We start from the raw sequence: 21,692 nt of genomic DNA, 5'->3' as shown, positions 1-21,692 counted from the left end.
CGCTCACGGCCGGGGCACGAGGGAGTCGCGGGCCGGGTGACCGGCACCGCCCGCGGTCGCCGGCGCGGTCGCCGTGCCGCCCGCGGCCGGTCTGGGGCGGTCTGCCCGACCTGCTCGGCCGCGCACGGGCCAGCTCGGCTCGTCGAGCGGCGCGACCCACGAGCTCCGCCGCGCGGCGCGACGGCTCACGAGGTAGGCACGGGGCCCGGACGGGTAGCCGCGCAGCTCGGCGAGCACGAGCGACCGCGGGTAGCCGTGGCCGGCGTCGCCGGCCGCGCCGTCGGCACCGTCCGGACCGGCGGCACCGGCGCCACCGTCGGCGAGGTCAGCACGGGCCGCGCCCGGGGCACCGGCCGGGGCGTCCTCGACGACCGGCCCCGCGCCTCCCCCGATGCGGCGCGCGCTCTGGACGGCCATCGACCGCACGGCCAGGGGCAGCTGCCAGGCGAGGCCGAGCAGGTGCCGCGGGTCGCGCAGCACGAGCCCGGTGAGCATCGCCGTGAAGCCGAGGCCGTTGCCGCGCAGCTGGTGCAGCAGCTCGTCGGTGCCGCGACGGTGCCGGTGGTGGACGACGGCGCCCGGCTCGTAGGCGATGCGCCCGCCCGTCCAGAGCACGCCCACGAGGGCCGCGAGGTCCTCGCCGCCGCGGGCCGGCGTGCCGGTGCCGAGGGCCAGGTCGAAGCCGCCGATGCGGTGCAGGGCGCTCCGCCGGAACGACATGTTCGCGCCGGCCCCGAACGCGCCGACGCCGTAGACGGCGAAGCGCCGCACGAGCTCGCCGTCGGCCTCGACGCGGACGCGTGCCCCGGTGAGCAGCCCGCCGGCGGCCCGCTCCGGGGTGAGCACGAGCGGCTGCCAGGTGCGCTCGCCGCTGAACCCGCCGTAGTAGCGCTCGAACCAGATCTGCGCCGGGGTGTCGAGCTCGGCGGGCAGGATGAGCCCGGTCACGGCGTCGATCGACGGGTCGTCGACGTAGGGCCGCGTCAGCTCGCGGAGCCAGTCGGGCTCGACCCGCACGTCGTCGTCGGTGAAGACGACGATCTCGCCCCGGGCCTCGGCGACCCCGGCGTTCCGCCCGGCCGAGATGCCCCGACGGGGCTCGTGGACGACCCGCACCCGGTCGCGCCCGGCGACGAGGCCGGGCAGCACGTCGTCGGCCGGCAGCACGGGGCGGTTGTCGACGATCAGGAACTCCACGTCGGGGTGGTCGACCCGGGCGAAGCCGTCGAGCATCAGCTCGAGGTCCTCCCGACGCGCGACGATGGTCGACACCACCACGGTGACGCTCGGGAGGCGGTCGTCACCCAGGCGGGGAGGTCGCGCCTCCTCCGCGGCGCGCGCCGCGGGCACGAGCGCGAGCAGCGGCGCAAGCCGTGCCCGCGTCGCCTCCGGATCGGCGTCGAGCGCGAGCTCGAGCGACCCCACGGGCCGGCCGTGCCAGGTCGCCACCACGAGGGCGGTCGCGTGCCGGTCGTCGGCCGCGAGGTCGGGCAGGGGCCGGGAGAGGTCGACGAGCACCACCCGCCGGGGCGCCGGGTCGGCGGGGTGCGGGGCGCGGGTCACGGGGTCTCCTCGGGGGCGGGGTGCGGGGCGGGGTGCGGGGCGGGGTGCGGGGCGGTGCTCGGGGCGGGCTGCGGCGCGGGGGCGGAGCTGATGGCCGACTCGACCCGCGACTCCCCGGGGCCCTCGTCGGCGGGCTCGACCCGCGACTCCCCGGTGCCCTCGTCGGCGGACTCGACCCGCGACTCCTCGGGGCCCTCGGGCTGGGGACCTCGGCGGGCCGCGGCCAGGCGGCGGAAGAACCACGGCAGGCAGGCGAGCGCGACGACCACGCGGCCGAGGTTCCACTCCAGGGTCTGGGGCAGCAGGGTGGAGGCGCCGGCGACGACGACCGTGGCGAGCACGGACCACAGCAGCGGAGCGGGGGCTCCGCGCCAGCTCGCCCGCGTGGGCAGCACGCGGAGCTGCAGCGCCGACAGCACCGAGTAGGCGATCACCGTCGCGACCGCCGCGCCGAGGATGCCGAGCAGCGGCACCAGCACGAAGTTCAGGCCGACGTTGACCGCCGCCGCCACGGCCGTGATGACGCCGATCGTGCCCGCCTTGCGCTCGATCGTGAGGAGGCGGCCGCTGGCTCCGCCGGCCGTCGCCGGGTAGGCGGTCAGGGCCACCACCCAGACGACCACGACGAGGCTCGTCGGGTCGAAGCTCGCCGGCACGAGGATCGGCATCGCGAACGGGGTGACCAGCGTGATCGCGAGCACCACGGGGTTCAGCAGCCGGTAGATCTCGTCGCGCGACCGGACGGCGAGGGCCGTCCGCTCGACCGCGTCGCGCATGCGGGCGAAGTGCGGCGCCCAGGCGTTCGACGTGAACGACAGCATCAGGATCACCGACGAGCCCACCACGTATGCCACCTGGTACTGACCGACGGCGTCGGGGCCGAGCAGGCGCTGCAGCACGATCCGGTCGCCGGCGTTGAGCACGAAGTAGGCGAGGCTCGCGAGGGCGAGCGGCACGCCGAACGCGATCGCACGCCGGGTCACTCCGCGGTCGACGAGGCCCCGGAGGCGCGGGCGCGTCAGGACGAGGCCGAGCAGCATCGCGAGCGTCTGGCTGATGACACTGCCCCAGGCGTACGTGAGCGCGCCGCCCCCGAGCGTCAGCAGCAGGGTCAGGCCGATGACCTGGCCGCCGACGGCCGAGACGATGCTCGTCGTCGCGAAGGCGCGGAAGCGGTCCTCGGCGAGGAGGAGGGCGAGCATGACCTGGACGGCGGCGGACGGCGCCGTCCACAGCAGGACGACGAGGAGGAGGTCGTGGTCGGGGCCGAACCCGGCCGCCCCGGCCCACAGGGGCACGGAGACGAGCGCGGCTCCGGTCGCGACGAACGACACCACCAGGCCGACGGCGACGAGGCCGCGGGCGGCGCGGGCGTCGCCGTCCTCGGCGTGCTGCAGGACGAGGGCCTGGTCGAGGCCGAGCAGGGCCAGCACGCTGACCACCTGGAAGATCGCCTGCGCCGAGGCGAGCGCCCCGAAGTCGGAGACGCCGAGCAGGTGCGCGAGCACGGGCGACACGACGGTGCCGGCGACGAGCTGCAGCGACCAGACGACGACGTAGAGGAGGCCGCGGCCGAAGAGACGGGACTCGGCGGGGGGCTCGGGTGACGTGGGTGCGGGGACGGGCGCGGGCGCTACGGGCACGGCGGGGGGCTCGGCACCGGCGGGCTCGGTCGCGAGGTGGCGCGGCGCTCGGGGCGCGCGGGTCGCGGGCGCGGGCTCGGCGATCGCGGGCGCGGCGATCGCGGGCCGGTGCTCGGGCACGGGCGAGGCAGCCGTCGGGCGTTCGGGGCGCCGGTGACGGTCAGGCGGGAGGGCCTGCATGGGTCGGGTCCTGTCGGGGTTCGGGTGGGCGCGCCCGACGTCGACGCACGGGGTGAGAGTGCGTCACGAGGCCAGGACGAGGGGTCGGCGTCCGGGTCGAGCGACGAGCCGACGCTATCCCATGGCCCCCTGCGCCACAACGCCCCGGACGGGGCCCCTGGCGCGGACCCGAGCCCGCGCCTCCTCGGTGTCCGCTCCTCGGCGTCAGCGCCGGTGTCCCCGGCGGGGCCGACCGGGGGACGGCGCCGAGACGCTGGGCCGACCGCGAGGACGTCCCCGGGCCGGCCCGTCGGGGGGCTAGGCCGCGGCGGGCTCCGTCGAGGCGACGACGGCGGCGACGACCGCGGTCAGCTGCTGGGCGACCTCGGCGTCGTCGGAGGGGTGGACCTCCGCGAAGCGCTCGATCGAGCCGGGGATGCTCAGAGTGACGTCGTCGAGCACGCGGGCACCGGCGATGCCGAGCGACTTGCGCGCCTCGTCCTGGGCCCAGACGCCGCCGAACTGACCGAACGCGCTGCCGATGACCGCGGTCGGCTTGCCGGCCAGGGCGCTCTCGCCGTAGGGGCGCGAGGCCCAGTCGATGGCGTTCTTGAGAACCGCGGGGATGGTGCCGTTGTACTCGGGGGTGACGACCAGCAGGGCGTCCGCCTCGGTGAGGGCGGAGCGGAAGGCGACCGCCGCCTCCGGCACGGACCCGGGTACGTCGACGTCCTCGTTGTAGAAGGGGAGCTGGGCGATGCCGTCGAAGACGGTCAGGGTCGCACCGGCGGGCGCGACCTGCGCGGCGGCCTCGGCGAGCTGGGCGTTCGTGGAGCCGGAGCGCAGGCTGCCGACGAGGACGAGGACGGTGGTCATGGGTTCTCCTTGGGTGGGGGCTGCGGACGGTGACGCGTCACCGAGGTACTACCCGGCGGGGGCGGGGGGCATTCCCGCAGGCTGGCGAGGCAGCCGTGGGCGGCGGGTCGCCGGGGTCGGCGGCCGGGTCGGCGGCCGGGGTCGGCGGCCGGGGTCAGGCGTGGCGGATCGTGCTGACCACGTCGACGAGGCTGGGCTGCGCCGGAGCCGAGCCGAAGCCGAAGCGCACCGGCGGCGACAAGGGCGCCAGGGTGCCCAGGTGGCGGTCGCCGTCGCGGACCTCGGCCGCCGTCACGTGGCGGGCCACGGTGACGCCGTAGAACTCGCGGCGGCCCCCGCCCGCGGTGCCGGCCGTCCGGGCTCCCCGCACGAGCAGCCGGGCCACCGGGTCGACGAGGCGGAGCCACGCCGGCCGCGTGGCCAGCCCCCGCGGGACGAGCCGGAGCAGCATGCCGAGCGCCGAGACGCCGCCGACGGTGAGACGCACGTCGAGGTCGCCCGCGGTGATCCGCAGGCCGCCGTCGACGCGGTGGACGGCGACGGGCACCACCCGCACCTCGTCGAACGTGTACGTCGACGACACGTACTCGGCGATCACCTCGGTCGGGGCCAGCAGCGTCCGGTGGCCGTCGGGCGACTCCACCATCACGTCGCTGAAGCGCCCGAGCGGGGAGCTCTGCCACATGCCGACCACGACGCGCGTGCCGGAGGTCGTGCCGATGCCGGCGATGCGGCCGGTGAAGCGGTCGTCTGTGCGGGGCATGGCGGCGACGGTACGCCGTCGCGGCTGCGGACTGCTGAGCGTGCGGCCTCGTCCTGGTGCGGCAGCGTCCGGGTCGGGCCGCTGGGCTGCCGGGCCCCGCCGCCGGGCCGCCCGGCCGCCGCACGGCGTCGACCGTTCAGGAGGCAGCGTCGGCCCGTCCCGGCTCAGCGCCCGCGCGTCGGCTCGCCCCTGAGCCATCGACCGACCTGCCCCTCCGTCGCGCCCGTCGCCCCCGCGAGGTCGGCGACCGTCGCGCCGTCCTCCACGGCGGCGAGCGCCAGCCCGGCCCGCTCGGCCGTCAGCCGTCGCGTCGCCCCCTGCAGCTCCCGCAGCTGCTCGACCTCCTCCCCCGCCGTCAGCACGACGGGGAACGCGTCCGCATCGCGGCGCTGCCCCTCGGTCGACCCCGCCCAGGCGGCGAGCCACGACCGCACGACCACCCGGCGCACGCCGACGCGGGCCGCGACCCTGACGGGCGACGTGCCGGCGTCGACCAGCCGCGTCGCGAGCAGCCCGCGCACCACGGGCAGGGCGGCGAGCTCGCGGTGCACGGCCGCGACCGCCTCGACGAGCAGGTCGACGTCGGGGTCGTGGGGCACGGGCGTCCTCCCTGTCGGCCGGGCTCGTCGAGGTGTCGAGCGATCAGGAGCGGCACGCTCCTCCACGACGATCCTCCCCCGGATCAGCCCCTCGCTCCTGATCCCTCGACGCGAGCCGCCCGGGCCGACGACTGCGCGCCTCTCCGCTCAGTACCCGGCGTCGACGTCGACGACCCCCTCCGGGGCGCCACCGCTCGCGAGCGCCTCGACGTTCGCCCGCACCCGCGCCTGGAACAGCGGGGCGGTCATCTCCTCCGTGTTGGCCTGGTGCGGCGTGACCAGCGCCCGCGGCTCGCTCCACAGCGGGTGCCCGTCCGGCAGCGGCTCCGGGTCGACCACGTCGAGCCCCGCGCCGCCGATGCGGCCCTCGGCGAGCGCCTCCACGAGCGCGTCGGTGTCGACGAGCGCTCCCCGGGCGATGTTGACCAGCACGGCCGTGTCGCGCATGAGCTCAAGCTGTCGTCGGCCGACCAGGCGCGTCGTCCCCTCGGTGAGGGCGGCCGCGACGACGACCACGTCCGCGTCGGGCAGCACGTCGTCGAGCTGGTCGGTCGTCACCGTGCGCTCCGCTCCGTCCACCTCGCGTGCGGTGCGCACCACCATCGTCACCCCGACGTCGAAGGGCTGCAGCAGCCGCAGCAGCTCCGTGCCGATGCCGCCCGCGCCGACGATGACGACGTGCGCCCCGTTCAGCGAGACGCCGCGCTGCTCGGACTCCCACGAGGAGGCGCGGGCCCTGATCTGCAGGGAGCGCAGCGTCGCCAGCACCAGGGCCAACGCGTGCTCCGCGACCGGGGCGCTGTAGGCGCCCTTGGCGCTCGTGAAGACGAGCCCCTCCCGCCGGGTCGCCCGCATCGTCTCGACGTGGACGTCCACCCCCGCGCTCGGCAGCTGCACGACGGCGACGCCGGGGTGCTCGTCGATCGCCCGGCGCAGCTCGCCCTGGTCGATCGAGCCCGCGACGACGATCATGCGGGTGTCGTCGCCGAGCGGCACCTCCCGGGCCCCCGACTCCTCGAGGGCCCGCCGGGCGGGCTCGGCACCCCAGGCGTCGGCCCCGGTCGAGGCGGCGGGCAGGACGGTCACGGCGACGCTGGTCATGCGTCAATCTATCGATCAGGTCACGACCCCGTCCGGGGGGTGCCCGCGGTGGCAGAGTGTCCGTCGTCGCAGGGGGCCGCACCTCCGGAGGCACGAGGCGCGGGTCAACGGCGATCCGCGTCTCCTCTCACCACGGCAGCGGGCCACACGGCCCTGCCGCGCCCGGCGAGGGCGACGGGCCACGGGCGCACGACGGCCCCGACGGCAGCTGCCGTCGGGGCCGTCGTGGTCAGCGGACGCGGAGCCAGACCGTGGTCTCCCCCGGGAGCTGCGCCGCGCCTCCGGCCGGCGTCTCGACCGGACCGCTCGACAGCAGGACCTCGCCCTCGGGCAGGGCCGCCGCCTCCGTCGAGAAGTTCGTCACCGAGTGCCAGCCGTCGTGCCGCGCGAAGTGCACGACCGCGGGGTCGTCGTCGACCCAGGTGAGGTCCTCGCCGCGCTGCAGCTGGTGACGGAGCGCCAGGGCACGACGGTAGAGCGACAGGGTCGAGTCGGCGTCGCCCTCCTCGACCGAGACGGCCGAGTCGGCGAACCAGGCCGGCTGGGGCAGGTGCGGCTCGTGCGTGCCGAAGCCGAACGCGGGCGACGAGGTGTCCCACGGGAGCGGGACGCGGCAGCCGTCGCGGCCCTTGAGGCCGTGCTCGGTGCGGATCCAGACCGGGTCCTGCAGCTGGTCGTCGGGGATGTCGGCGACCTCGAACAGGCCGAGCTCCTCGCCCTGGTAGACGTAGGCGGAGCCGGGCAGGGCGAGCATGAGCATCGAGGCGGCGCGGGCGCGACGCAGGCCCGTGGCGCGGTCGAGCTCGGGCGAGGTGCCGCCCGACAGGAGGAAGGCGTCGCCGTCGGTCGTCGCCGGCAGGCCGTAGCGCGTCGCGTGGCGGACCACGTCGTGGTTCGACAGGACCCAGGTGCTGGAGGCGCCGCTCTCGGCCGCGAGCTCGAGGTTCGACTCGATGATGGTCCGGAACTCGGCGGGGTCGAACTCGGCCCGGGTCAGCTCGAAGTTGAAGGCCTGGCCGAGCTCGGTCGGCCGCGCGTAGAGCGAGACGCGCTCGCGGGCGACCCAGGCCTCGGCGACCGCGGTGCGGGGCGGGTCGTACTCGTCGAGCACCTCGCGCCACTCCTGGAAGATCTCGTGGACCTCGTCGCGGTCGTACAGGGGGTCGCTGCCGTCGGTGGGCAGGCCGAAGTCCTTCGGGTTGGCGTCGCGGAGGGGCTCGACGAGGTCCTTGGCGAGCCCGTGCGCGACGTCGACGCGGAAGCCGTCCACGCCCCGGTCGGACCAGAATCGCAGGGTGGCCTTGAAGTCGTCGCGGACCTCGAGGTTGCTCCAGTCGAGGTCGGGCTGCTCGGGCGCGAACAGGTGCAGGTACCACTGCTCGGGGGTGCCGTCGGGGCGGGTGAGCCGCGTCCAGGCGCTGCCGCCGAAGTTCGACGGCCAGGTCGACGGCGGGGTGGCGCCGCCGTCCAGCCCGTCGCGGAAGACGTAGCGGGCGCGGGCGGGGCTGCCGGGCTCGGACGCGAGGGCCTCGCGGAACCAGACGTGCTGGTCGGACGTGTGGTTCGGCACGATGTCGACGATGACCTTGAGGCCGGCTCCGTGCGCGGCCGCGACCATGTCGTCGAAGTCGGCCAGGGTGCCGAGCCGTGGGTCGACGTCGCGGTAGTCGGCGACGTCGTAGCCGCCGTCGGCGAGCTCGGACGGGTAGAACGGGCTCAGCCAGATCGCGTCGACCCCGAGCTGCGCCAGGTACGGCACGCGCGAGGTCACGCCGGCGATGTCGCCGAGGCCGTCGCCGTCGGAGTCGGCGAAGCTGCGCGGGTACACCTGGTAGACGGTGGCCTGGCGCCACCAGTCGGCGTCGGCGACGGGGACCTCGGTGGGGGTGGCGTCCGTGTCGGTCATGGGGCTCCTCGGGGTGGTCGGGGTGGGCGGTGCGGGCGGTGCGGGCGGTGCGGGTCGAGCTCTCAGGTGCGGGCGGCACCCCGCCCGGGGTGCGCGGGCCGGCGGCCGGTGCTTCCTGAACGCTCGACGCCGCGGCGGGTGACGAGCGGCGCGCAGCTCGCGCCGCCGCACACGACCGCCGACGTGCGCGGACGTCGGTGACCGCGCTTGCACAGCCTAGGAACGGCCCCGGATCGTCGTCAAGACGAACAGCACCACCTACGAGAAGACGGACCTTCATCCAGTCGACGGTGTAGCGAGCCTGGTCGGGCCTCAGTTGCCGCCGGAGATGAGATCATCTGTGCAAGCGCTTGCACCGACCGAGGAGGAACCATGGCCGACGAGACGAGCAGCACTGCACCCGAGTCCCCGCGGGTGCCCACCATGGACGACGTGGCCGTCGCGGCGGGCGTGTCGGTGGCGACGGTGTCGCGCGCCCTGCGGGGGTCGCCGAAGGTGAGGAGCGAGACCCGCCGCGCGGTGGTCGACGCTGCCGAGCGGCTCGGGTTCGTCGTCTCGCGGACGGCCTCGAGCCTCGCCACGGGCAAGGTGCGCCGCGTCGCCGTGCTGATCGGGGCGCCGCTGACCGACTGGTTCAGCGGCAGCATCCTCGACGGCATCTACGACGTGCTCCGCGCCGCGGGCCTCGACCTCCTCCTCTACCGGGTGCACGACCGCACCGAGCGCGAGGCGTTCTTCGCGGCCCTCCCGGCGCGACGCAACGCCGACGCGGTGATCGTCGCCTCCTTCGCCCTGTCGGACGCCGAACAGGCGACGCTGACCGCCCTCGACATGCCCGTGGTCTACCTCAGCCAGCGCGTCGCCGGGCACCCCAGCGTCGGCATCGACGACCTCGCCGCCGGCCGGACGGCCACACGGCTGCTGCTCGGCCTCGGCCACCGGCGCTTCGTCTACCTGCGAGCCGCGCCCGACCGCGACTTCCGCTGGAGCGCCCACGAGCGGGAGGCGGGATGGGCCGCGGAGCTGGACGCCGCAGGAGTCGCCGCGTCGGAGCGGAGCCTCCTCGAGCTCGCGGCGGGGTCGGGGCTGGGCGACGAAGCCGCGGCGCGCCTCCTGACGGGTCCGCTGCCGGTCGCGGTGCTCGCCGAGGACGACGACCTCGCCCTCAGCGTGCTGGCGTCGCTCGAGCGACTCGGCGTGGACGTGCCCGGCGACGTGTCGATCGTGGGGTTCGACGGGCAGCGACGGGCCGTGGACGCCGGGCTGACGACCGTGTCGCAGCCGGTCGCCGAGCTGGCCCGGCTCGCGGCGGAGGCGGCGGTCGCCCTCGCGACGGGGCCGCGGACCACGGCACCGCCGGAGGTGCACGAACTGCCGACCACCGTGGTGCTGGGGCGCACGACCCGTGCTGCTCCCGCTGGGGGCCGGCGGGGCGACGCGTCGAGCGGTCAGGACGAGCGTGCGGCTCGAGGCACGGGGGGCCCGCCCGGCGCCACGACGACCTGATCCGTCGACCGATGCGGGGTGCCGCCGGGTGCCGAGGAGCCGGGGTGCGGGGTGCCGGGTGCCGAACGGCGCGCGCCGCTCCCTCCCCCGCCGTCGCTGCGTGCGGATCGTCCCCAGCGCCCGGTGCCCGCCGCCGCTGTCGCGCGCAGCTCGACCAGGGTGGGCGGATGCACACAGCAGACGTCGTCGAGGTGATCGAGGCCGCCGGCGGGTTCGCCACCCGGCGGCAGCTGCGCCGAGCCGGCGCGACCGACCGCGACCTCACACGGGCGGTGAGGTCGGGCGACCTGCACCGCCCCCGGCTCGGCTGGTACACGAACCTCCCCCGGGGCGACGCACGAGTCGTGGCGGTCAGCGTGGGAGGACGCCTGACGGGCGGGTCCGCCCTCTTCGAGCTGGGGGCCTGGATGTGGGAGCGACCGCCGCTCGTCACGGTGTCGGTCCCTCCCCATGCCTCGCGCCTGCGCCACCGCAGGTCGAGCCGGGTGGTCTACGACGACGGCGACGTCAGGAGCCGCGGTGGAGTCGCGATGGTCGACGTGCGGGACGCCCTCGTGAGGGCCGTGCTCGAGGAGTCCTTCGAGATCGCCGTGGCGCTCCTGGACTGGGCGCTGCACGGAGGGCGCATCACGTCGCGCGACCTCCGCGACATCGCCGCCCGGCTGCCCGCGGACGCCCGCGGCGTCGTCGACTGGGTCGACGCGTCGAGCGAGAGCATCCTCGAGAGCGTGGTGCGGGTCCGCCTGCGTCAGGCGGGCTTCCACGTCACCTCGCAGGTGCCGAACGGCTTCGGCGAGCGCACCGACCTCGTCGTGGAGGGCGTCCTCGGCATCGAGACCGACGGTCGTCGGTGGCACGCCCAGCGCTTCGACCGCGACGCGGTCAAGGACCTCCGCGGCTACGTCGCGGGCAGGATCCCGATGCACCTCAGCTACGCGGTCGTGCGGTACGACTGGCGCCAGGTGCTGGACGCCGTCGAGGCAGCCGTCGCGCTCCACCGCCGGGGCGGTCGACGTCGCCGCCCGCCCCGGGACGCTTCGCGCCCCGTGCCGCCGTCGGCACGGGGAGCCGGGCGCCGGGCGTGGCGCCTGCCCAGGCGCCCGTCGCCGCTGGCAGCCGCTCACCGGGGTCGGCCGCCGAGCGCGGGAGGGCCACCGAGCCCAGGGCGTCCAGCTCCGAGCCCGGCACCCGGGGCACGGGGGCGACCCGGCGCGACGCACCCGGTGCGGGCGCGCACGGCGGCGTCGCCCTAGGCTCTCTGGGCGAGCCGACCGGCCCACCCGAAGGAGACCATCGTGACCGACGCCATCACCCCCGGCGCGCCCGACCCCCTCGCGTCGCCCACGGAGACGACCGACGAGATCAACTTCCGCACCCGCAAGTGGGTCCGCCCCGAGGACCTCAACGCGAACGGCACCCTGTTCGGCGGCAGCCTGCTGCGCTGGATCGACGAGGAGGCCGCGATCTACGCGATCCTCCAGCTGGGCAACGGTCGCGTCGTGACGAAGTACATCTCCGAGATCAACTTCGTGTCGAGCGCCGCACAGGGCGACCTCGTCGAGATGGGCCTCCGCGCGACCGCCTTCGGCCGGACGTCGCTGACCATGCGGGCCGAGGTGCGCAACATGGTCACCCGCCAGAGCATCCTGACGATCGACAAGATGGTCTTCGTCAACATCGGGCCCGACGGCGCCCCCGCTGCGCACGGCTTCACGGAGATCACGTACGACCGCGACCGGATCCCGACCGGGTCGCTCAACAGCCAGGGCTGAGGCCCACGGCCGCTCGCGGGCTCCCGCCCGCGTGCGCCGTCGCATCGTCACGTCGTCGCGTCGTGGCACCGTCGCGTCGAGCGTTCAGGTGACGCTCGCGTCTCGGGCGTCGCCCGGGCGAGCGACGCAGCCGCGACCTGAACGGTCGACCAGCGCGCGGCGGCCGCTCCGCCCCGACCGCTTGTCGCCTCCGCCGCGTTCGGGCACCATGGCTCCGTGCCCCTCCTCACCGCCGTCTGCCGCGTCGACCGCCTCCTCCCCGACTCCGGCAGCGTCGGCGTGACCGCGATCGACAAGCGCCCCCTCGACGTGCCCGTGCCCGTCAAGCCGCTCGGCGTCTGGGGCGACGTCCAGGCCAGCCGCAAGCACCACGGCGGCCCCGACAAGGCCGTCTACGCCTACGCCGACGAGGACGCGCTCCACTTCGGCGACCTGCTCGGCTACGAGGTCACGCCCGGCCTGTTCGGCGAGAACCTCCGCACCTCGGGCCTCGACGTGACGGGGGCCGTCCTCGGCGAGCGCTGGGCCGTCGGCGACGGCCTGCTCCTCGAGGTGACCATGCCCCGCACCCCGTGCGCGACCTTCCAGCGCCGGCTCCGCGAGCCACGGTGGGTGGCGCGCTTCCAGGCCGAGGGCCGCCCGGGCGCCTACCTGCGGGTCGTGAAGTCGGGGCCCGCCGCGGCGGGCGACCAGATCGTCGTGGTGTCGCGACCCTCCCACGCCGTCACGATCGGCGACTGCTTCGCCGGCCTGACGCCCGAGGCCGCGCGGTCGCTCCTCGACGCCGACGAGCGGCTCTCCGACGTGGTGCGCGGCATCGCCGCCAAGGTCGTCGACCGCGACTCGGTGCAGTCTCTGCAGAAAAGTTGACCGCGGGCGACTAGTCGTGCGAGAGTAACGCCTCGTGTCCTCCATCCGTCTCTTCGTGCTCGACTCGTTCGCGCGCCACGGAGACATGCACGGCCACCAGCTCCGGCTGCAGGCCGAGCAGGAGCACGTGCACTTCTGGACGGACGTCTCGGTCGGCGGCCTCTACGGCGCCATCAAGCGGCTGGCCGCCGAGGGGCTGCTCGCCCCGGTCCGCACCGAGCGCGAGGGGTCCTTCCCCGAGCGCCAGGTCTACGGCATCACCGACGCGGGCCGCGCCGCACTCGACGCGTCCCGCCGACACGCGCAGGACGAGATCGTCCTGCGCCCCGACCCCTTCGACCTCGCCCTGACCCGCGTCGACCCCGACCGGGTCGACGAGCTCCCCGCCACCGTCCGGCGCCGTCGCGCCGAGCTCGAGCGGCTGCTCGCCGAGTCCGCCGACCACCGTCGACGCGCCGATCCCTGGCTGTCCGTCGCCGAGAAGCACGCCCTCTCGCACCGTGAGCACCGCCTCCGCGCCGAGATCAGCTGGCACGACACGCTGATCGAGGCCCTGCCCGACATCGTCGAGGACGAGGAGGCGGGGGCCAGGCACGCACTGACCGGCAGGCCCTCGTCGGGCTGACCCGCGACTCCCCCTCACCGTCGACCACGACGCCCCCGCTCCGCCCGCTGCGCGCTCCGCGCCGGGCACACTCACCGCCGCCCCCGCGGCACGGAAGGCCCCCATGACCGACGCACCCGCCCGCCCCGGCGCCGCACCCGCCGTGCCTCGTCACGCCTGGTTCGCCCTCGTGGCGCTCCTGCTGGGCATGTTCATCGCCCTGCTCGACACCACGATCGTGAACGTCGCCCTGCCCACCATCCGCACCTCGCTCGACGCCTCGGAGTCGACCCTGTCGTGGATCATCTCGGGCTACGCGCTGGCGTTCGGGCTCACGCTCATCCCGGCCGGCCGCATCGGCGACCGGATCGGCCACAAGTGGGTCTACTTCACCGGCGTGCTGCTGTTCACGCTCGCCAGCCTCGCCTGCGGCGTGGCGACGAGTGACGTCCAGCTCGTCGTGTTCCGCGTCGTGCAGGGCCTCGCGGGCGGCATCTTCGTGCCGGCCGTCACCGCGTTCATCCAGCTGCTCTTCCCCGGCCGGTCGCGCGGCAAGGCGTTCGCCATCATGGGGGCCGTCATCGGCGTCTCGTCGGCCCTCGGGCCGATCATCGGCGGGCTCATCATCCAGGCGTTCGGCGACGAGAACGGCTGGCGCCTCGTCTTCTTCGTCAACCTCCCCTTCGGCGTCGCGACGCTGATCGCCGCGGCCATCCTGCTGCCGAAGCGCGACGAGTCGCTGCCCCGCCCCGACAAGGGCCTCGACTGGATCGGCCTGGTGCTCGTCTCGGCCGCGTTCGTCGCGCTGCTCGTCCCCCTCATCCAGGGCCAGGACGAGGGCTGGCCGCTCTGGACCTACCTGACCATCGCCGCGGGCGTGCTGCTGCTCGCCGCCTTCGGCGCCTGGGAGGTCGCGTACACGAAGCGCGGCCGCACCCCCCTCGTGCCCCCGAAGCTGTTCGCGCACCCCTCCTTCACCGGCGGCGTCGTGCTCGCCCTCGTGTACTTCGCGGCCTTCACCAGCATCTTCTTCACGATCTCGCTGCTCTGGCAGTCGGGCCTCGGCAACAGCGCGCTCGCCTCGGGCGCCGTCGCCATCCCGTTCGCGGTCGGCAGCATCATCTCGTCGTCGCAGAGCAACCAGATCGCCCAGAAGCTCGGCCGCAACGTGCTGGTGCTGGGCACGGCGCTCGTCGCGATCGGCCTCATCTGGATGTGGCTCGTGCTGATGACCACCGAGGCGGCCGACCTGACCAACTGGCTGCTGCTCGCGCCGCTGCTGATCGCGGGGCTCGGCAACGGGTTCTTCATCGCGCCGAACGTGCAGTTCATCGTCGCGACCGTCGACCCGCAGGACGCCGGCTCGGCGAGCGCCGTCATCTCGGCCATCCAGCGGATCGGCTCGGCCGTGGGCATCGCCATCATCGGCAGCGTGCTGTTCGGGTCGCTGCCCGGCGGGCGTGAGCTCGCCACGGCGGCGGGCCGGGCGACCGGCTTCACCGACGCGGCCGCGGCGGCCATGGGGGTCAGCGCGGCGTTCGCGGTCGTCGCCTTCCTGCTCGTGTTCGCGCTGCCGCGGCGCGTGTCGCACGGCCGGCCCCCGGCCGGCGCGGGCGCGGAGCGGGCGGAGAAGAGCCCGGCGGGGTCGCGCTAGCGGGTCGCTCGACCGGCCGACGGCCCGCCGACCGGAGTCCTCTCCGGGCGGCGGGCCGTCGGCGTCGAGGGATCAGGGGCGAGCCGCCCGGCGGGGGCGGAGACGGCCCGGGCGGCGCCTCCCTCCTGAGCCGTCGACGCGGGAGGCGCGAGAACGGCCGGCGCCCCGACGCCCCGGCGCCCGCGAGGCCCCCCGAGCCCCGTCCGGGCGTTCCCAAGCCTTCCGGTCCACACTGGTCCGATGCCCCTCGCTCCCCCGACGACATCGACGCGCCGTGACCGCGTGCTGCCGCTCGACGGTCTGCGGACGGTCGCCATCGCCTTCGTGGTGCTCTACCACCTGCACGTGCCCGGCTTCGGCAGCGGCTTCGTCGGGGTCAACGTCTTCTTCGTGCTCAGCGGCTACCTGATCACGACCCTGTTGGTCGGCGAGCGGGCCCGCACCGGGCGCATCCGCCTCGGCCGGTTCTGGCTGCGCCGCGTCCTCCGCCTCTACCCGACCCTGCTCGCGGTGGTCGTGGTCGGCCTCGCGCTCTGGTGGCTGATCGGCGACTACCAGGGCTCGACGATGAGCGCCCTCGGCGCCGGCCTGGTGGCGGTCACCTACACGGGCAACGTCGCTCGGTCGTTCCTCGGCGAGTCGCAGGGCGTCTTCTCCCCCATGTGGAGCCTCTCGATGGAGGAGCAGTTCTACCTCGTCTGGCCACCGCTCCTCATGCTGCTCTTCGCGCTGAAGGCCGCCCGCCGCGTCGCCGTGGCCGTGCTGGCGGCCCTCGTGGTCGCGTCGGTGGTCGCCTCGGGCGTCCTCTTCGACGCCCCCGCCGGAGGCGCCACCCCCGACATCTACTTCAGTCCTGTCCTGAACGTGGCCCCGTTGCTGCTCGGCTGCGCCCTGGCGCTGGTGCTGGGGTCCGACCGCGGCCGTGCGGCGTTCCAGGGCCGGTTCGGCACGGTCGCGACCTGGGCCGGCCTGGTCGGCGTCGTCGGCTCGTTGGCCGTCATCGGCAGCGGCTGGCAGCAGCAGGTCACCACCTTCACGGTGATGCTGCCCGGCGTCGCGTGGGCCTCGGCCCTGCTCATCGGCGGTCTCGCCTGCCGCCCGACCCTGCCGGCGCGGGTGCTGTCGCTCGGGCCGGTCGCCTGGTTCGGCCGGGCCCTGTCGTACCCGCTCTACCTCTGGCACGTCGTGTTCATCGCGCTCATCGAGCCGGTCGTGCCCGGTGCGCTCGGCACCGTGGCCGTCATCGCCGCGGCCGTGACGACCGCCTGGCTGTCGCACCGTTTCGTCGAGCAGCCGGCGCTGCGCCTCAAGGACCGGTTCGAGCCGTCGTCGGCCCCGACCCGCGAGGAGTCCGGACGGGCGGAGGATGCTCCCGCGAGGTCCGTCGCCGCCGAGACGCGCCCGCGCGTCGACGCCTAGGCGCTACCGCCACCGACGCCGACGCCGCCGCCGCCGCGAGCGCCGGCTACGCCCCCACCTCCACCAGCACGCGCGGCAGCTCGTCGAGCAGCTCGCTCGCGAGGAACCCCATCGGCCCGACGCCCACCGACAGCCGGTCACCCGCTGTCGCGTGGGCGTGGGTCGCCCACACCGCCGCCTGCGCCGGGGTCGCCCCGCGGGCCGCGAGCCCCGCGACCGCTCCGGCGAGCACGTCGCCGCTGCCCGACGTGCCGAGCCCCGGGTGCCCCGCTCCCGACCGCCACAGCCGCCCGTCGTCGGAGGCCACGAAGCTCTGGCACGCCACCACGGCGCCCCAGCGCCGGGCGATCTCGAGGAGGTCGCTCGGCAGGTCGTCGACGTCGCGCTCGAGCAGCCGGCCGGCCTCGCTCGGGTTCGGCGTCAGCACGAGGCGCCCGCGCAGCGGGTCGACCGCGTCGCCGCACCGGGGCAGCACCCCCAGCGCGAAGGCGTCGAGCACGACGACGGCGTCGTCGCCGACGAGGTCGGGCAGGAGTCGCACCAGGGCCTCCGCCTCGTCCGCGTCGTCGAGCCCCGACCCGGCCAGCACGGCGTCGGCCCCCTCCAGGTCGCTCGAGGCCTGGGCGAGCGACGAGCCGACCACGTGGCCGCCGTCGGTCTCCCCCAGGGGCACGACCCCCGCCTCCGGCAGGGCCACGGCCACGTGCGGGGCGACGGACCCGGCGACGGCGAGGGTCAGGCGGCCCGCCCCGACCCGGAGCGCGGCCCAGGCGCCGAGCATGGCCGCGCCCGGGGTCCGCGTCGCTCCGCCGACCACGACGACCTGGCCGCGCGAGTACTTGCCGGCGCCGGCGGACGGGAGCTCCCACCCGCGGAGCAGGTCGGGGGTGACGACGATCTCATCGGGGCTGGACATCACGGTCTCCTCCGTGGGTCGTGACCGGGGCGTCGCCGCGGTCGAGGTGGGCGACGTCGGCGAAGGCGTCGAGGGTCCACCACGCGTCGCCGTCGGTGCGGGACAGCCGTGTGACGGAGGCGTTGGTGACGGTGTTCGACCGGGCGAACTCGAGCAGGTCGGCCTCGCTCAGGCCGGTGCAGACGTAGAGGAAGAGCATGACGACGGCGTCGTGGGCGGTCACGACGACCCGGTCGCCGGGCAGCTCGTCGAGGTCACGCAGCAGCGACCGGACCCGCAGGGCGACGTCCGCCCACGACTCGCCGCCGGGAGGCCGGTGGTAGAACTTGCCCAGCCGCTCGCGCCGCGCCTCCTCGTCGGGGTGCCGGGCCGCGACGCCGCGCCGGGTGAGCAGGTCGAGGACGCCGAGCTCGCGGTCGCGGAGGCGCTCGTCGACCCGCACCACCGGGGCGAGCCCGGCCTCGTCGAGCGCGGTGCCGATGGTCTGCCGGGCCCGGAGGTAGGGCGAGCACCAGAACGACGTGGCGGACGAGCCCGCGTCACCTGCGTGGGCGGCGGGCACCGTGGAGGCGTCGAGCCCGTGCTCGGCGAGCCAGCCCGCGAGCGCCCGGGCCTGCTCGACGCCGCGCTCGCTGAGCGGCACGTCGGCGTCGCGCTGCTCGACGTCGATGGTCTCGGAGCCGGCCTGCTCGGCGGCGGTGGCGGCGACGTTGGCGGTGCTCTCGCCGTGCCGGAGGAGCCAGAGTTCCCTGATCATGCGGGCGACGGTAGGCCGATCGGCGCGGGCCCGCACGGCTCCGCGGCCGGGTGCGACCGCCCCCGCCGACGCTGCCTGGACGCGGGCCCCCGCCCGCACGGCGTCGGGAGGTACCCTCCGACCATGAGCGACGAGAAGATGACCCGACCCATCATGGACGGTGCCGACGAGGCCACCGACGCCGAGAAGACCCGTGGCCTGGCCGAGCAGGTCGAGCACGACCACGCCGGCGAGGGCGACGCGGCGAAGGACGACGTCCTCCGCGAGCGGCAGGGCGAGACCGGCACCGACCCGCAGGCCGCGGCCGACGAGGAGGCCGGCGAGGAGGCCCTCGACGACGAGCAGGCCGCCCCGACCATGCCGAGCTGACCCGAGCCGACCCGAGCCGAGCCGACCCGCCGCGGGGCACCCGGCGACGGGGTGCCCGGCACGCACGACAGGAGGCGGTGGCCGCGTCGCCGACGCCGCCACCGCCTCCTCCACGCCCCGCTCACGAGCGCGGCGCAGGTCGCCCTCAGCGCTGGACGGCGTCGATCTTCAGCATGCGTGCGATGACGGAGTCGAGCTCGCTGTCGTCGAAGATCTTCTTCCAGTCGTCCTTGACGATCGACTCGCGGCCGTAGTCCATGGCGATGTGGCAGGCGTCGCTGAAGGGGTTCGAGCCGCGCAGGCCGTTGGTCAGCGCGATCCAGGTGTGGCCGTAGAGCATGGCGCGGGCCGCCTCGTAGGGCACTCCGACGCCGTCGACGGTCTCCTCCAGCGCCTCCTTGAGGAACGCGCCGACCATGCACGCGATCGTCTCGACGAGCGTGGGCTCGAGGACGGCGAGCTGCTTGACGGTCACATAGTGCACCGCGATGACGGGGGCGTAGATCGTCGAGATGACCTGCGTGGCCAGCTCGCGCACGGGCGAGCCCTCGTCGACGCCCTCGAGCGCCGCGATGACCTCCTGCGGCGCGGCCACGCCGCCGAACGTGTCGGCCCACTCCTCCTTCGTGGTGCGCTCCAGGAACACCGAAGGGTGGCACGGGTGCGCCACGGCGTAGTGGATGTCGTCGCGGTCGGCCAGCAGGCCGGCGTAGGCGGCGGCGGGGTCGAGGGTGAGGATGACCGCGCCCGACTTCATCGCGGGCACGACCTGCTCGGAGACCTTCCCGAGCACGACGTCCGGCACGGCGAGGATGACCACGTCGGCGTCGGCCACGGCGACGTCGGTCGGCGTGACGGTGCGGCCGAGCGACTCGATCAGCTCGACGCCGGCGGGTGAGGCCTCGCTGTAGAGGGCGGTGTAGGCGCTCTTGGCCAGGTTGTTCGAGACGCGCTGGCCCATCTTGCCGCCGGCGCCGATGACGGCGACCGTCACGTCGGGCGAGCCCTGGCCGTCGGCGTGGGTGACGGTGCTCTCGGGGGCGGTGGTGTCGAGGGTGTCAGTCATGGTTCTTGCTCCTCAGCTGAGAGATGGTGTGGGTGGTCCACTCGGCTTCGAGCCGGGTGGTGGTCTCGGGGTCGCCCTGCCAGGGCAGCCAGTGCTCGACGACCTCGTCGACGCCGGACGTGCCGCCGTCGCGCTCGGCGAGCGCCGCCCGGATGCCGGCGTGGTCGAGCCGCCCCTCGCCGAGGGGCGTGCTGGTGAGGGCGAACCCGACCCAGCCGTCCTGCCGCGAGAAGGCGAAGTCCTTGACGTGCCAGTTGACGACGAAGGGCAGGCACCGCGCCGTCACGTCGGCGGGGTGCTCGAGGTTCGCGACCGTGTTCGCGGGGTCGAGCACGATGCCGAGCCGCGGGCTGCCGACGGCCTGCACGACCGCCACGAGCTCGGCGGATCCGACCTGCTCGTAGGTCTCGAGGCCGAGGGTGACCCCCGCCTCCTCGTACTCGGGCAGCACGGCCCGCAGGCGACGCTCCGTCTCGACGGCGTCGGGACGGTCGTCGCCGGCCGTCCACATCGTGCGGACGAGGGAGGCGCGGAGCGCGGCCGCGAGGCGCAGCCAGCTCCGCAGCACGGCCGGGTCGGTGCCCCGGGTGCCGAGCTGGAGCGTGAGCCCGAGCTCGTCGGCGAGCGCCCGCAGGGCGGCGAGCTGCTCGTCGTCGTACGCGGCCAGCGGGGCGTGGTCGCAGATCTGGAACAGCCGGACGCCCTGCGCCGCGGTGTCACGCAGCATGTCGGCGAGGCTCATCGGCGCGGGCACGTGCTCGCTGCCGCGCCAGAAGTAGGAGTAGGTGCTGAGGCCGATCACGAGGCGACCTCCGCGACCGGCGAGACCGTCGCCACCGGCGCGACCGCCGCCAGCGCCAGCGCCTCGTCGAGGACGCCCTCGACGGCGGGCACGTCGTGCGCGCGACGCCCCAGGAAGAGGCCGCGCACCTGCCCCCCGAGCTCGGTGAGCAGGCCGGGCCCGGCGCTGCCGCCGTAGATGACGCGGCTGTCGGCGTGCCCGGGCAGCGAGGCGAGGTGAGCCTCGAGCGCGGCGACCACGGCGGCGATGTGCGTCGACGACGCAGGAGACTCCGCCCCGATCGCCCACACCGGCTCGTACGCGACGACGACGCGTCCTGAGTCCTCGACGGCGGCCAGCGCCGCGTCGACCTGCCGCTGCACCTCGCGTGCGGCGACGGCGGCCGGCGCCCGGTCGTCCTCGCCGACGCAGATCAGCGGCGTGAGGCCCATCCGCAGCGCGGCGGCCGTCTTGGCCGCGACGACCGCGTCGTCCTCGTGGAAGAGCGCGCGCCGCTCGGCGTGCCCCACCTCGGCGATCGAGCAGCCGATCTCGGCGAGCTCGTCCGCGCTGACCTCGCCGGTGGACGCCCCCGGGCCGGTGGCCGAGACGTCCTGAGCGGCGAGCCGCACGCCGGTGCCGGCGAGCACGTCGCGCACGGGCACGAGCGACGGGAAGGTGGGCGCGACGAACAGCTCGACGACCCCGTCGCGCACCGCGGGGTGGCGCCGGGCGACCTCGGCCAGCTCGGTCGCCCACGCGACGGTGCGCGCGTGGCTGAGGTACGTCTTGAGGCTGACCCCGATCGTGAAGGCCGGTGAGGCGGCCGTCACGACCGCGCGTCGATCCCGACGGGCTCGGCCGAGCCGTCGTAGCCGCAGATCGCCGCGACCTTGTCGGCCGAGGCGCTCGTCGTGTCGAAGCGGTAGGTCAGGTACTCGCGCGCCAGGCGGCGCATCAGCTCGACGCCGACGACCCGCTGGCCCATGCACAGCACCTGCGCGTCGTTCGAGAGGACGGCCCGCTCGACCGAGAACGAGTCGTGGGCGGTGACGGCGCGGACGCCGGGCACCTTGTTCGCCGCGATGGCGACGCCGAGCCCCGTGCCGCAGATCAGGATCGCACGGTCGGCCTCGCCCGAGGCCACCATGCGGGCGGCGTCGACGGCGACGTGGGGGTAGGCGGTGTGCCCGTCGGAGCCGACGCCGACGTCGACCACGCTGGCGACGCCGTCGTTCGCCGCGAGGTCCGCCTTGAGGACCTCCTTGTAGTCGAACCCGGCGTCGTCCGATCCGACGACGATGCGCAGCTGGTCAGCCATGGTGGTGCCTTTCGTGGGGTGGTGCGGGGAAGGGGCGTGCAGGAGGC

At 75.3% G+C, this 21,692-nt stretch carries 21 protein-coding genes; 8 read left to right on the top strand and 13 right to left on the bottom strand.

Annotation, left to right across the window (positions count from 1 at the left end; all coding sequences use genetic code 11):
- Positions 1-3 precede the first annotated feature (3 nt).
- The 7 genes from F1C15_RS12745 to F1C15_RS12715 form a co-directional block, all read right to left on the bottom strand.
- Positions 4-1,563 carry a glycosyltransferase gene (locus F1C15_RS12745; protein ID WP_185231613.1) on the bottom strand — a complete coding sequence of 520 codons (1,560 nt, stop codon included), beginning with the start codon at positions 1,561-1,563 and terminating at the stop codon, positions 4-6.
- A complete protein-coding gene (locus F1C15_RS12740; protein ID WP_185231611.1) occupies positions 1,560-3,326 on the bottom strand; it encodes an oligosaccharide flippase family protein in 1,767 nt (588 codons plus the stop codon). Before F1C15_RS12740 ends, F1C15_RS12745 begins: the two co-directional genes overlap by 4 nt.
- A gap of 357 nt (positions 3,327-3,683) precedes the next feature.
- Positions 3,684-4,241: an NAD(P)H-dependent oxidoreductase gene (locus F1C15_RS12735; RefSeq protein WP_185231610.1), complete on the bottom strand. Its 558-nt coding sequence runs from the start codon at positions 4,239-4,241 to the stop codon at positions 3,684-3,686.
- A 154-nt stretch (positions 4,242-4,395) separates the two neighbouring features.
- Entirely contained in the window at positions 4,396-5,004 is a 609-nt protein-coding gene (locus F1C15_RS12730) for a hypothetical protein (RefSeq protein WP_056052692.1), read from the bottom strand.
- A gap of 164 nt (positions 5,005-5,168) precedes the next feature.
- On the bottom strand, positions 5,169-5,603 hold the full coding sequence (locus tag F1C15_RS12725; protein ID WP_056052690.1) for a hypothetical protein: 435 nt from the start codon (positions 5,601-5,603) through the stop codon (positions 5,169-5,171).
- A 147-nt stretch (positions 5,604-5,750) separates the two neighbouring features.
- On the bottom strand, positions 5,751-6,704 hold the full coding sequence (locus F1C15_RS12720) for an NAD(P)-dependent oxidoreductase (protein ID WP_185231608.1): 954 nt from the start codon (positions 6,702-6,704) through the stop codon (positions 5,751-5,753).
- Positions 6,705-6,933: 229 nt separating this feature from the next.
- Entirely contained in the window at positions 6,934-8,610 is a 1,677-nt protein-coding gene (locus F1C15_RS12715; RefSeq protein WP_185231605.1) for a glycoside hydrolase family 13 protein, read from the bottom strand.
- Between the two features lie 372 nt (positions 8,611-8,982).
- Here F1C15_RS12715 and F1C15_RS12710 point away from each other — a divergent pair, with 372 nt between their 5' ends.
- The 7 genes from F1C15_RS12710 to F1C15_RS12680 all read left to right on the top strand — a co-directional run bounded on the left by F1C15_RS12710 (position 8,983) and on the right by F1C15_RS12680 (position 16,435).
- Entirely contained in the window at positions 8,983-10,116 is a 1,134-nt protein-coding gene (locus F1C15_RS12710) for a LacI family DNA-binding transcriptional regulator (RefSeq protein ID WP_185231603.1), read from the top strand.
- 167 nt (positions 10,117-10,283) lie between these two features.
- On the top strand, positions 10,284-11,369 hold the full coding sequence (locus F1C15_RS12705) for a type IV toxin-antitoxin system AbiEi family antitoxin domain-containing protein (RefSeq protein WP_185231601.1): 1,086 nt from the start codon (positions 10,284-10,286) through the stop codon (positions 11,367-11,369).
- Positions 11,370-11,423: 54 nt separating this feature from the next.
- Entirely contained in the window at positions 11,424-11,888 is a 465-nt protein-coding gene (locus tag F1C15_RS12700) for an acyl-CoA thioesterase (protein WP_370543631.1), read from the top strand.
- 216 nt (positions 11,889-12,104) lie between these two features.
- Entirely contained in the window at positions 12,105-12,758 is a 654-nt protein-coding gene (locus F1C15_RS12695) for an MOSC domain-containing protein (protein WP_185231599.1), read from the top strand.
- A 34-nt stretch (positions 12,759-12,792) separates the two neighbouring features.
- Complete coding sequence (locus F1C15_RS12690) at positions 12,793-13,383, top strand: PadR family transcriptional regulator (RefSeq protein WP_197982382.1); 591 nt, start codon at positions 12,793-12,795, stop codon at positions 13,381-13,383.
- A gap of 103 nt (positions 13,384-13,486) precedes the next feature.
- Entirely contained in the window at positions 13,487-15,016 is a 1,530-nt protein-coding gene (locus F1C15_RS12685) for a DHA2 family efflux MFS transporter permease subunit (RefSeq protein WP_185231597.1), read from the top strand.
- Between the two features lie 240 nt (positions 15,017-15,256).
- Positions 15,257-16,435 (top strand): acyltransferase, encoded by a 1,179-nt coding sequence (locus F1C15_RS12680; RefSeq protein WP_185231595.1) that lies wholly within the window; start codon positions 15,257-15,259, stop codon positions 16,433-16,435.
- Positions 16,436-16,481: 46 nt separating this feature from the next.
- Here the strand turns inward: F1C15_RS12680 and F1C15_RS12675 are convergent, their stop codons facing one another.
- Complete coding sequence (locus tag F1C15_RS12675) at positions 16,482-17,351, bottom strand: NAD(P)H-hydrate dehydratase (RefSeq protein WP_185231593.1); 870 nt, start codon at positions 17,349-17,351, stop codon at positions 16,482-16,484.
- Positions 17,335-18,108 carry a histidine phosphatase family protein gene (locus tag F1C15_RS12670; RefSeq protein ID WP_056052661.1) on the bottom strand — a complete coding sequence of 258 codons (774 nt, stop codon included), beginning with the start codon at positions 18,106-18,108 and terminating at the stop codon, positions 17,335-17,337. Before F1C15_RS12670 ends, F1C15_RS12675 begins: the two co-directional genes overlap by 17 nt.
- A 123-nt stretch (positions 18,109-18,231) precedes the next feature.
- Between F1C15_RS12670 and F1C15_RS12665 the strand changes: the two genes are divergently transcribed.
- A complete protein-coding gene (locus F1C15_RS12665) occupies positions 18,232-18,477 on the top strand; it encodes a hypothetical protein (RefSeq protein ID WP_056052658.1) in 246 nt (81 codons plus the stop codon).
- 145 nt (positions 18,478-18,622) lie between these two features.
- On the opposite strand, the gene F1C15_RS12660 is transcribed toward F1C15_RS12665, so the two are convergent.
- Genes F1C15_RS12660 through F1C15_RS12645 form a run of 4 tightly spaced genes read right to left on the bottom strand, consistent with a single transcriptional unit; the run spans position 18,623 to position 21,645 of the window.
- Complete coding sequence (locus tag F1C15_RS12660) at positions 18,623-19,543, bottom strand: phosphogluconate dehydrogenase C-terminal domain-containing protein (protein WP_167258261.1); 921 nt, start codon at positions 19,541-19,543, stop codon at positions 18,623-18,625.
- Positions 19,536-20,345: a sugar phosphate isomerase/epimerase gene (locus F1C15_RS12655; RefSeq protein ID WP_219731546.1), complete on the bottom strand. Its 810-nt coding sequence runs from the start codon at positions 20,343-20,345 to the stop codon at positions 19,536-19,538. Before F1C15_RS12655 ends, F1C15_RS12660 begins: the two co-directional genes overlap by 8 nt.
- Positions 20,342-21,157 (bottom strand): triose-phosphate isomerase family protein, encoded by an 816-nt coding sequence (locus F1C15_RS12650; protein ID WP_185231591.1) that lies wholly within the window; start codon positions 21,155-21,157, stop codon positions 20,342-20,344. Before F1C15_RS12650 ends, F1C15_RS12655 begins: the two co-directional genes overlap by 4 nt.
- Positions 21,154-21,645 (bottom strand): ribose-5-phosphate isomerase, encoded by a 492-nt coding sequence (locus tag F1C15_RS12645; protein WP_056052650.1) that lies wholly within the window; start codon positions 21,643-21,645, stop codon positions 21,154-21,156. Before F1C15_RS12645 ends, F1C15_RS12650 begins: the two co-directional genes overlap by 4 nt.
- Between the last annotated feature and the right edge of the window lie 47 nt (positions 21,646-21,692).

The organism is Frigoribacterium sp. NBH87 (genome assembly GCF_014217665.1).
Taxonomy (GTDB): Bacteria; Actinomycetota; Actinomycetes; order Actinomycetales; family Microbacteriaceae; genus Frigoribacterium; species Frigoribacterium endophyticum.
Note: the sequence above shows the minus strand (reverse complement) of the source record. Positions and strands in the feature narration are given on the sequence as shown.

What these genes read in the sequence shown, in the direction of transcription:
- F1C15_RS12670 (WP_056052661.1), bottom strand. Translation starts at nt 18,108, where the DNA reads ATGATCAGGGAACTCTGGCTCCTCCGGCACGGCGAGAGCACCGCCAAC.
- F1C15_RS12645 (WP_056052650.1), bottom strand. Translation starts at nt 21,645, where the DNA reads ATGGCTGACCAGCTGCGCATCGTCGTCGGATCGGACGACGCCGGGTTC.
- F1C15_RS12665 (WP_056052658.1), top strand. Translation starts at nt 18,232, where the DNA reads ATGAGCGACGAGAAGATGACCCGACCCATCATGGACGGTGCCGACGAG.
- F1C15_RS12715 (WP_185231605.1), bottom strand. Translation starts at nt 8,610, where the DNA reads ATGACCGACACGGACGCCACCCCCACCGAGGTCCCCGTCGCCGACGCC.
- F1C15_RS12735 (WP_185231610.1), bottom strand. Translation starts at nt 4,241, where the DNA reads ATGACCACCGTCCTCGTCCTCGTCGGCAGCCTGCGCTCCGGCTCCACG.
- F1C15_RS12720 (WP_185231608.1), bottom strand. Translation starts at nt 6,704, where the DNA reads ATGACCAGCGTCGCCGTGACCGTCCTGCCCGCCGCCTCGACCGGGGCC.
- F1C15_RS12705 (WP_185231601.1), top strand. Translation starts at nt 10,284, where the DNA reads ATGCACACAGCAGACGTCGTCGAGGTGATCGAGGCCGCCGGCGGGTTC.
- F1C15_RS12680 (WP_185231595.1), top strand. Translation starts at nt 15,257, where the DNA reads ATGCCCCTCGCTCCCCCGACGACATCGACGCGCCGTGACCGCGTGCTG.
- F1C15_RS12675 (WP_185231593.1), bottom strand. Translation starts at nt 17,351, where the DNA reads ATGTCCAGCCCCGATGAGATCGTCGTCACCCCCGACCTGCTCCGCGGG.
- F1C15_RS12660 (WP_167258261.1), bottom strand. Translation starts at nt 19,543, where the DNA reads ATGACTGACACCCTCGACACCACCGCCCCCGAGAGCACCGTCACCCAC.
- F1C15_RS12730 (WP_056052692.1), bottom strand. Translation starts at nt 5,004, where the DNA reads ATGCCCCGCACAGACGACCGCTTCACCGGCCGCATCGCCGGCATCGGC.
- F1C15_RS12685 (WP_185231597.1), top strand. Translation starts at nt 13,487, where the DNA reads ATGACCGACGCACCCGCCCGCCCCGGCGCCGCACCCGCCGTGCCTCGT.
- F1C15_RS12710 (WP_185231603.1), top strand. Translation starts at nt 8,983, where the DNA reads ATGGCCGACGAGACGAGCAGCACTGCACCCGAGTCCCCGCGGGTGCCC.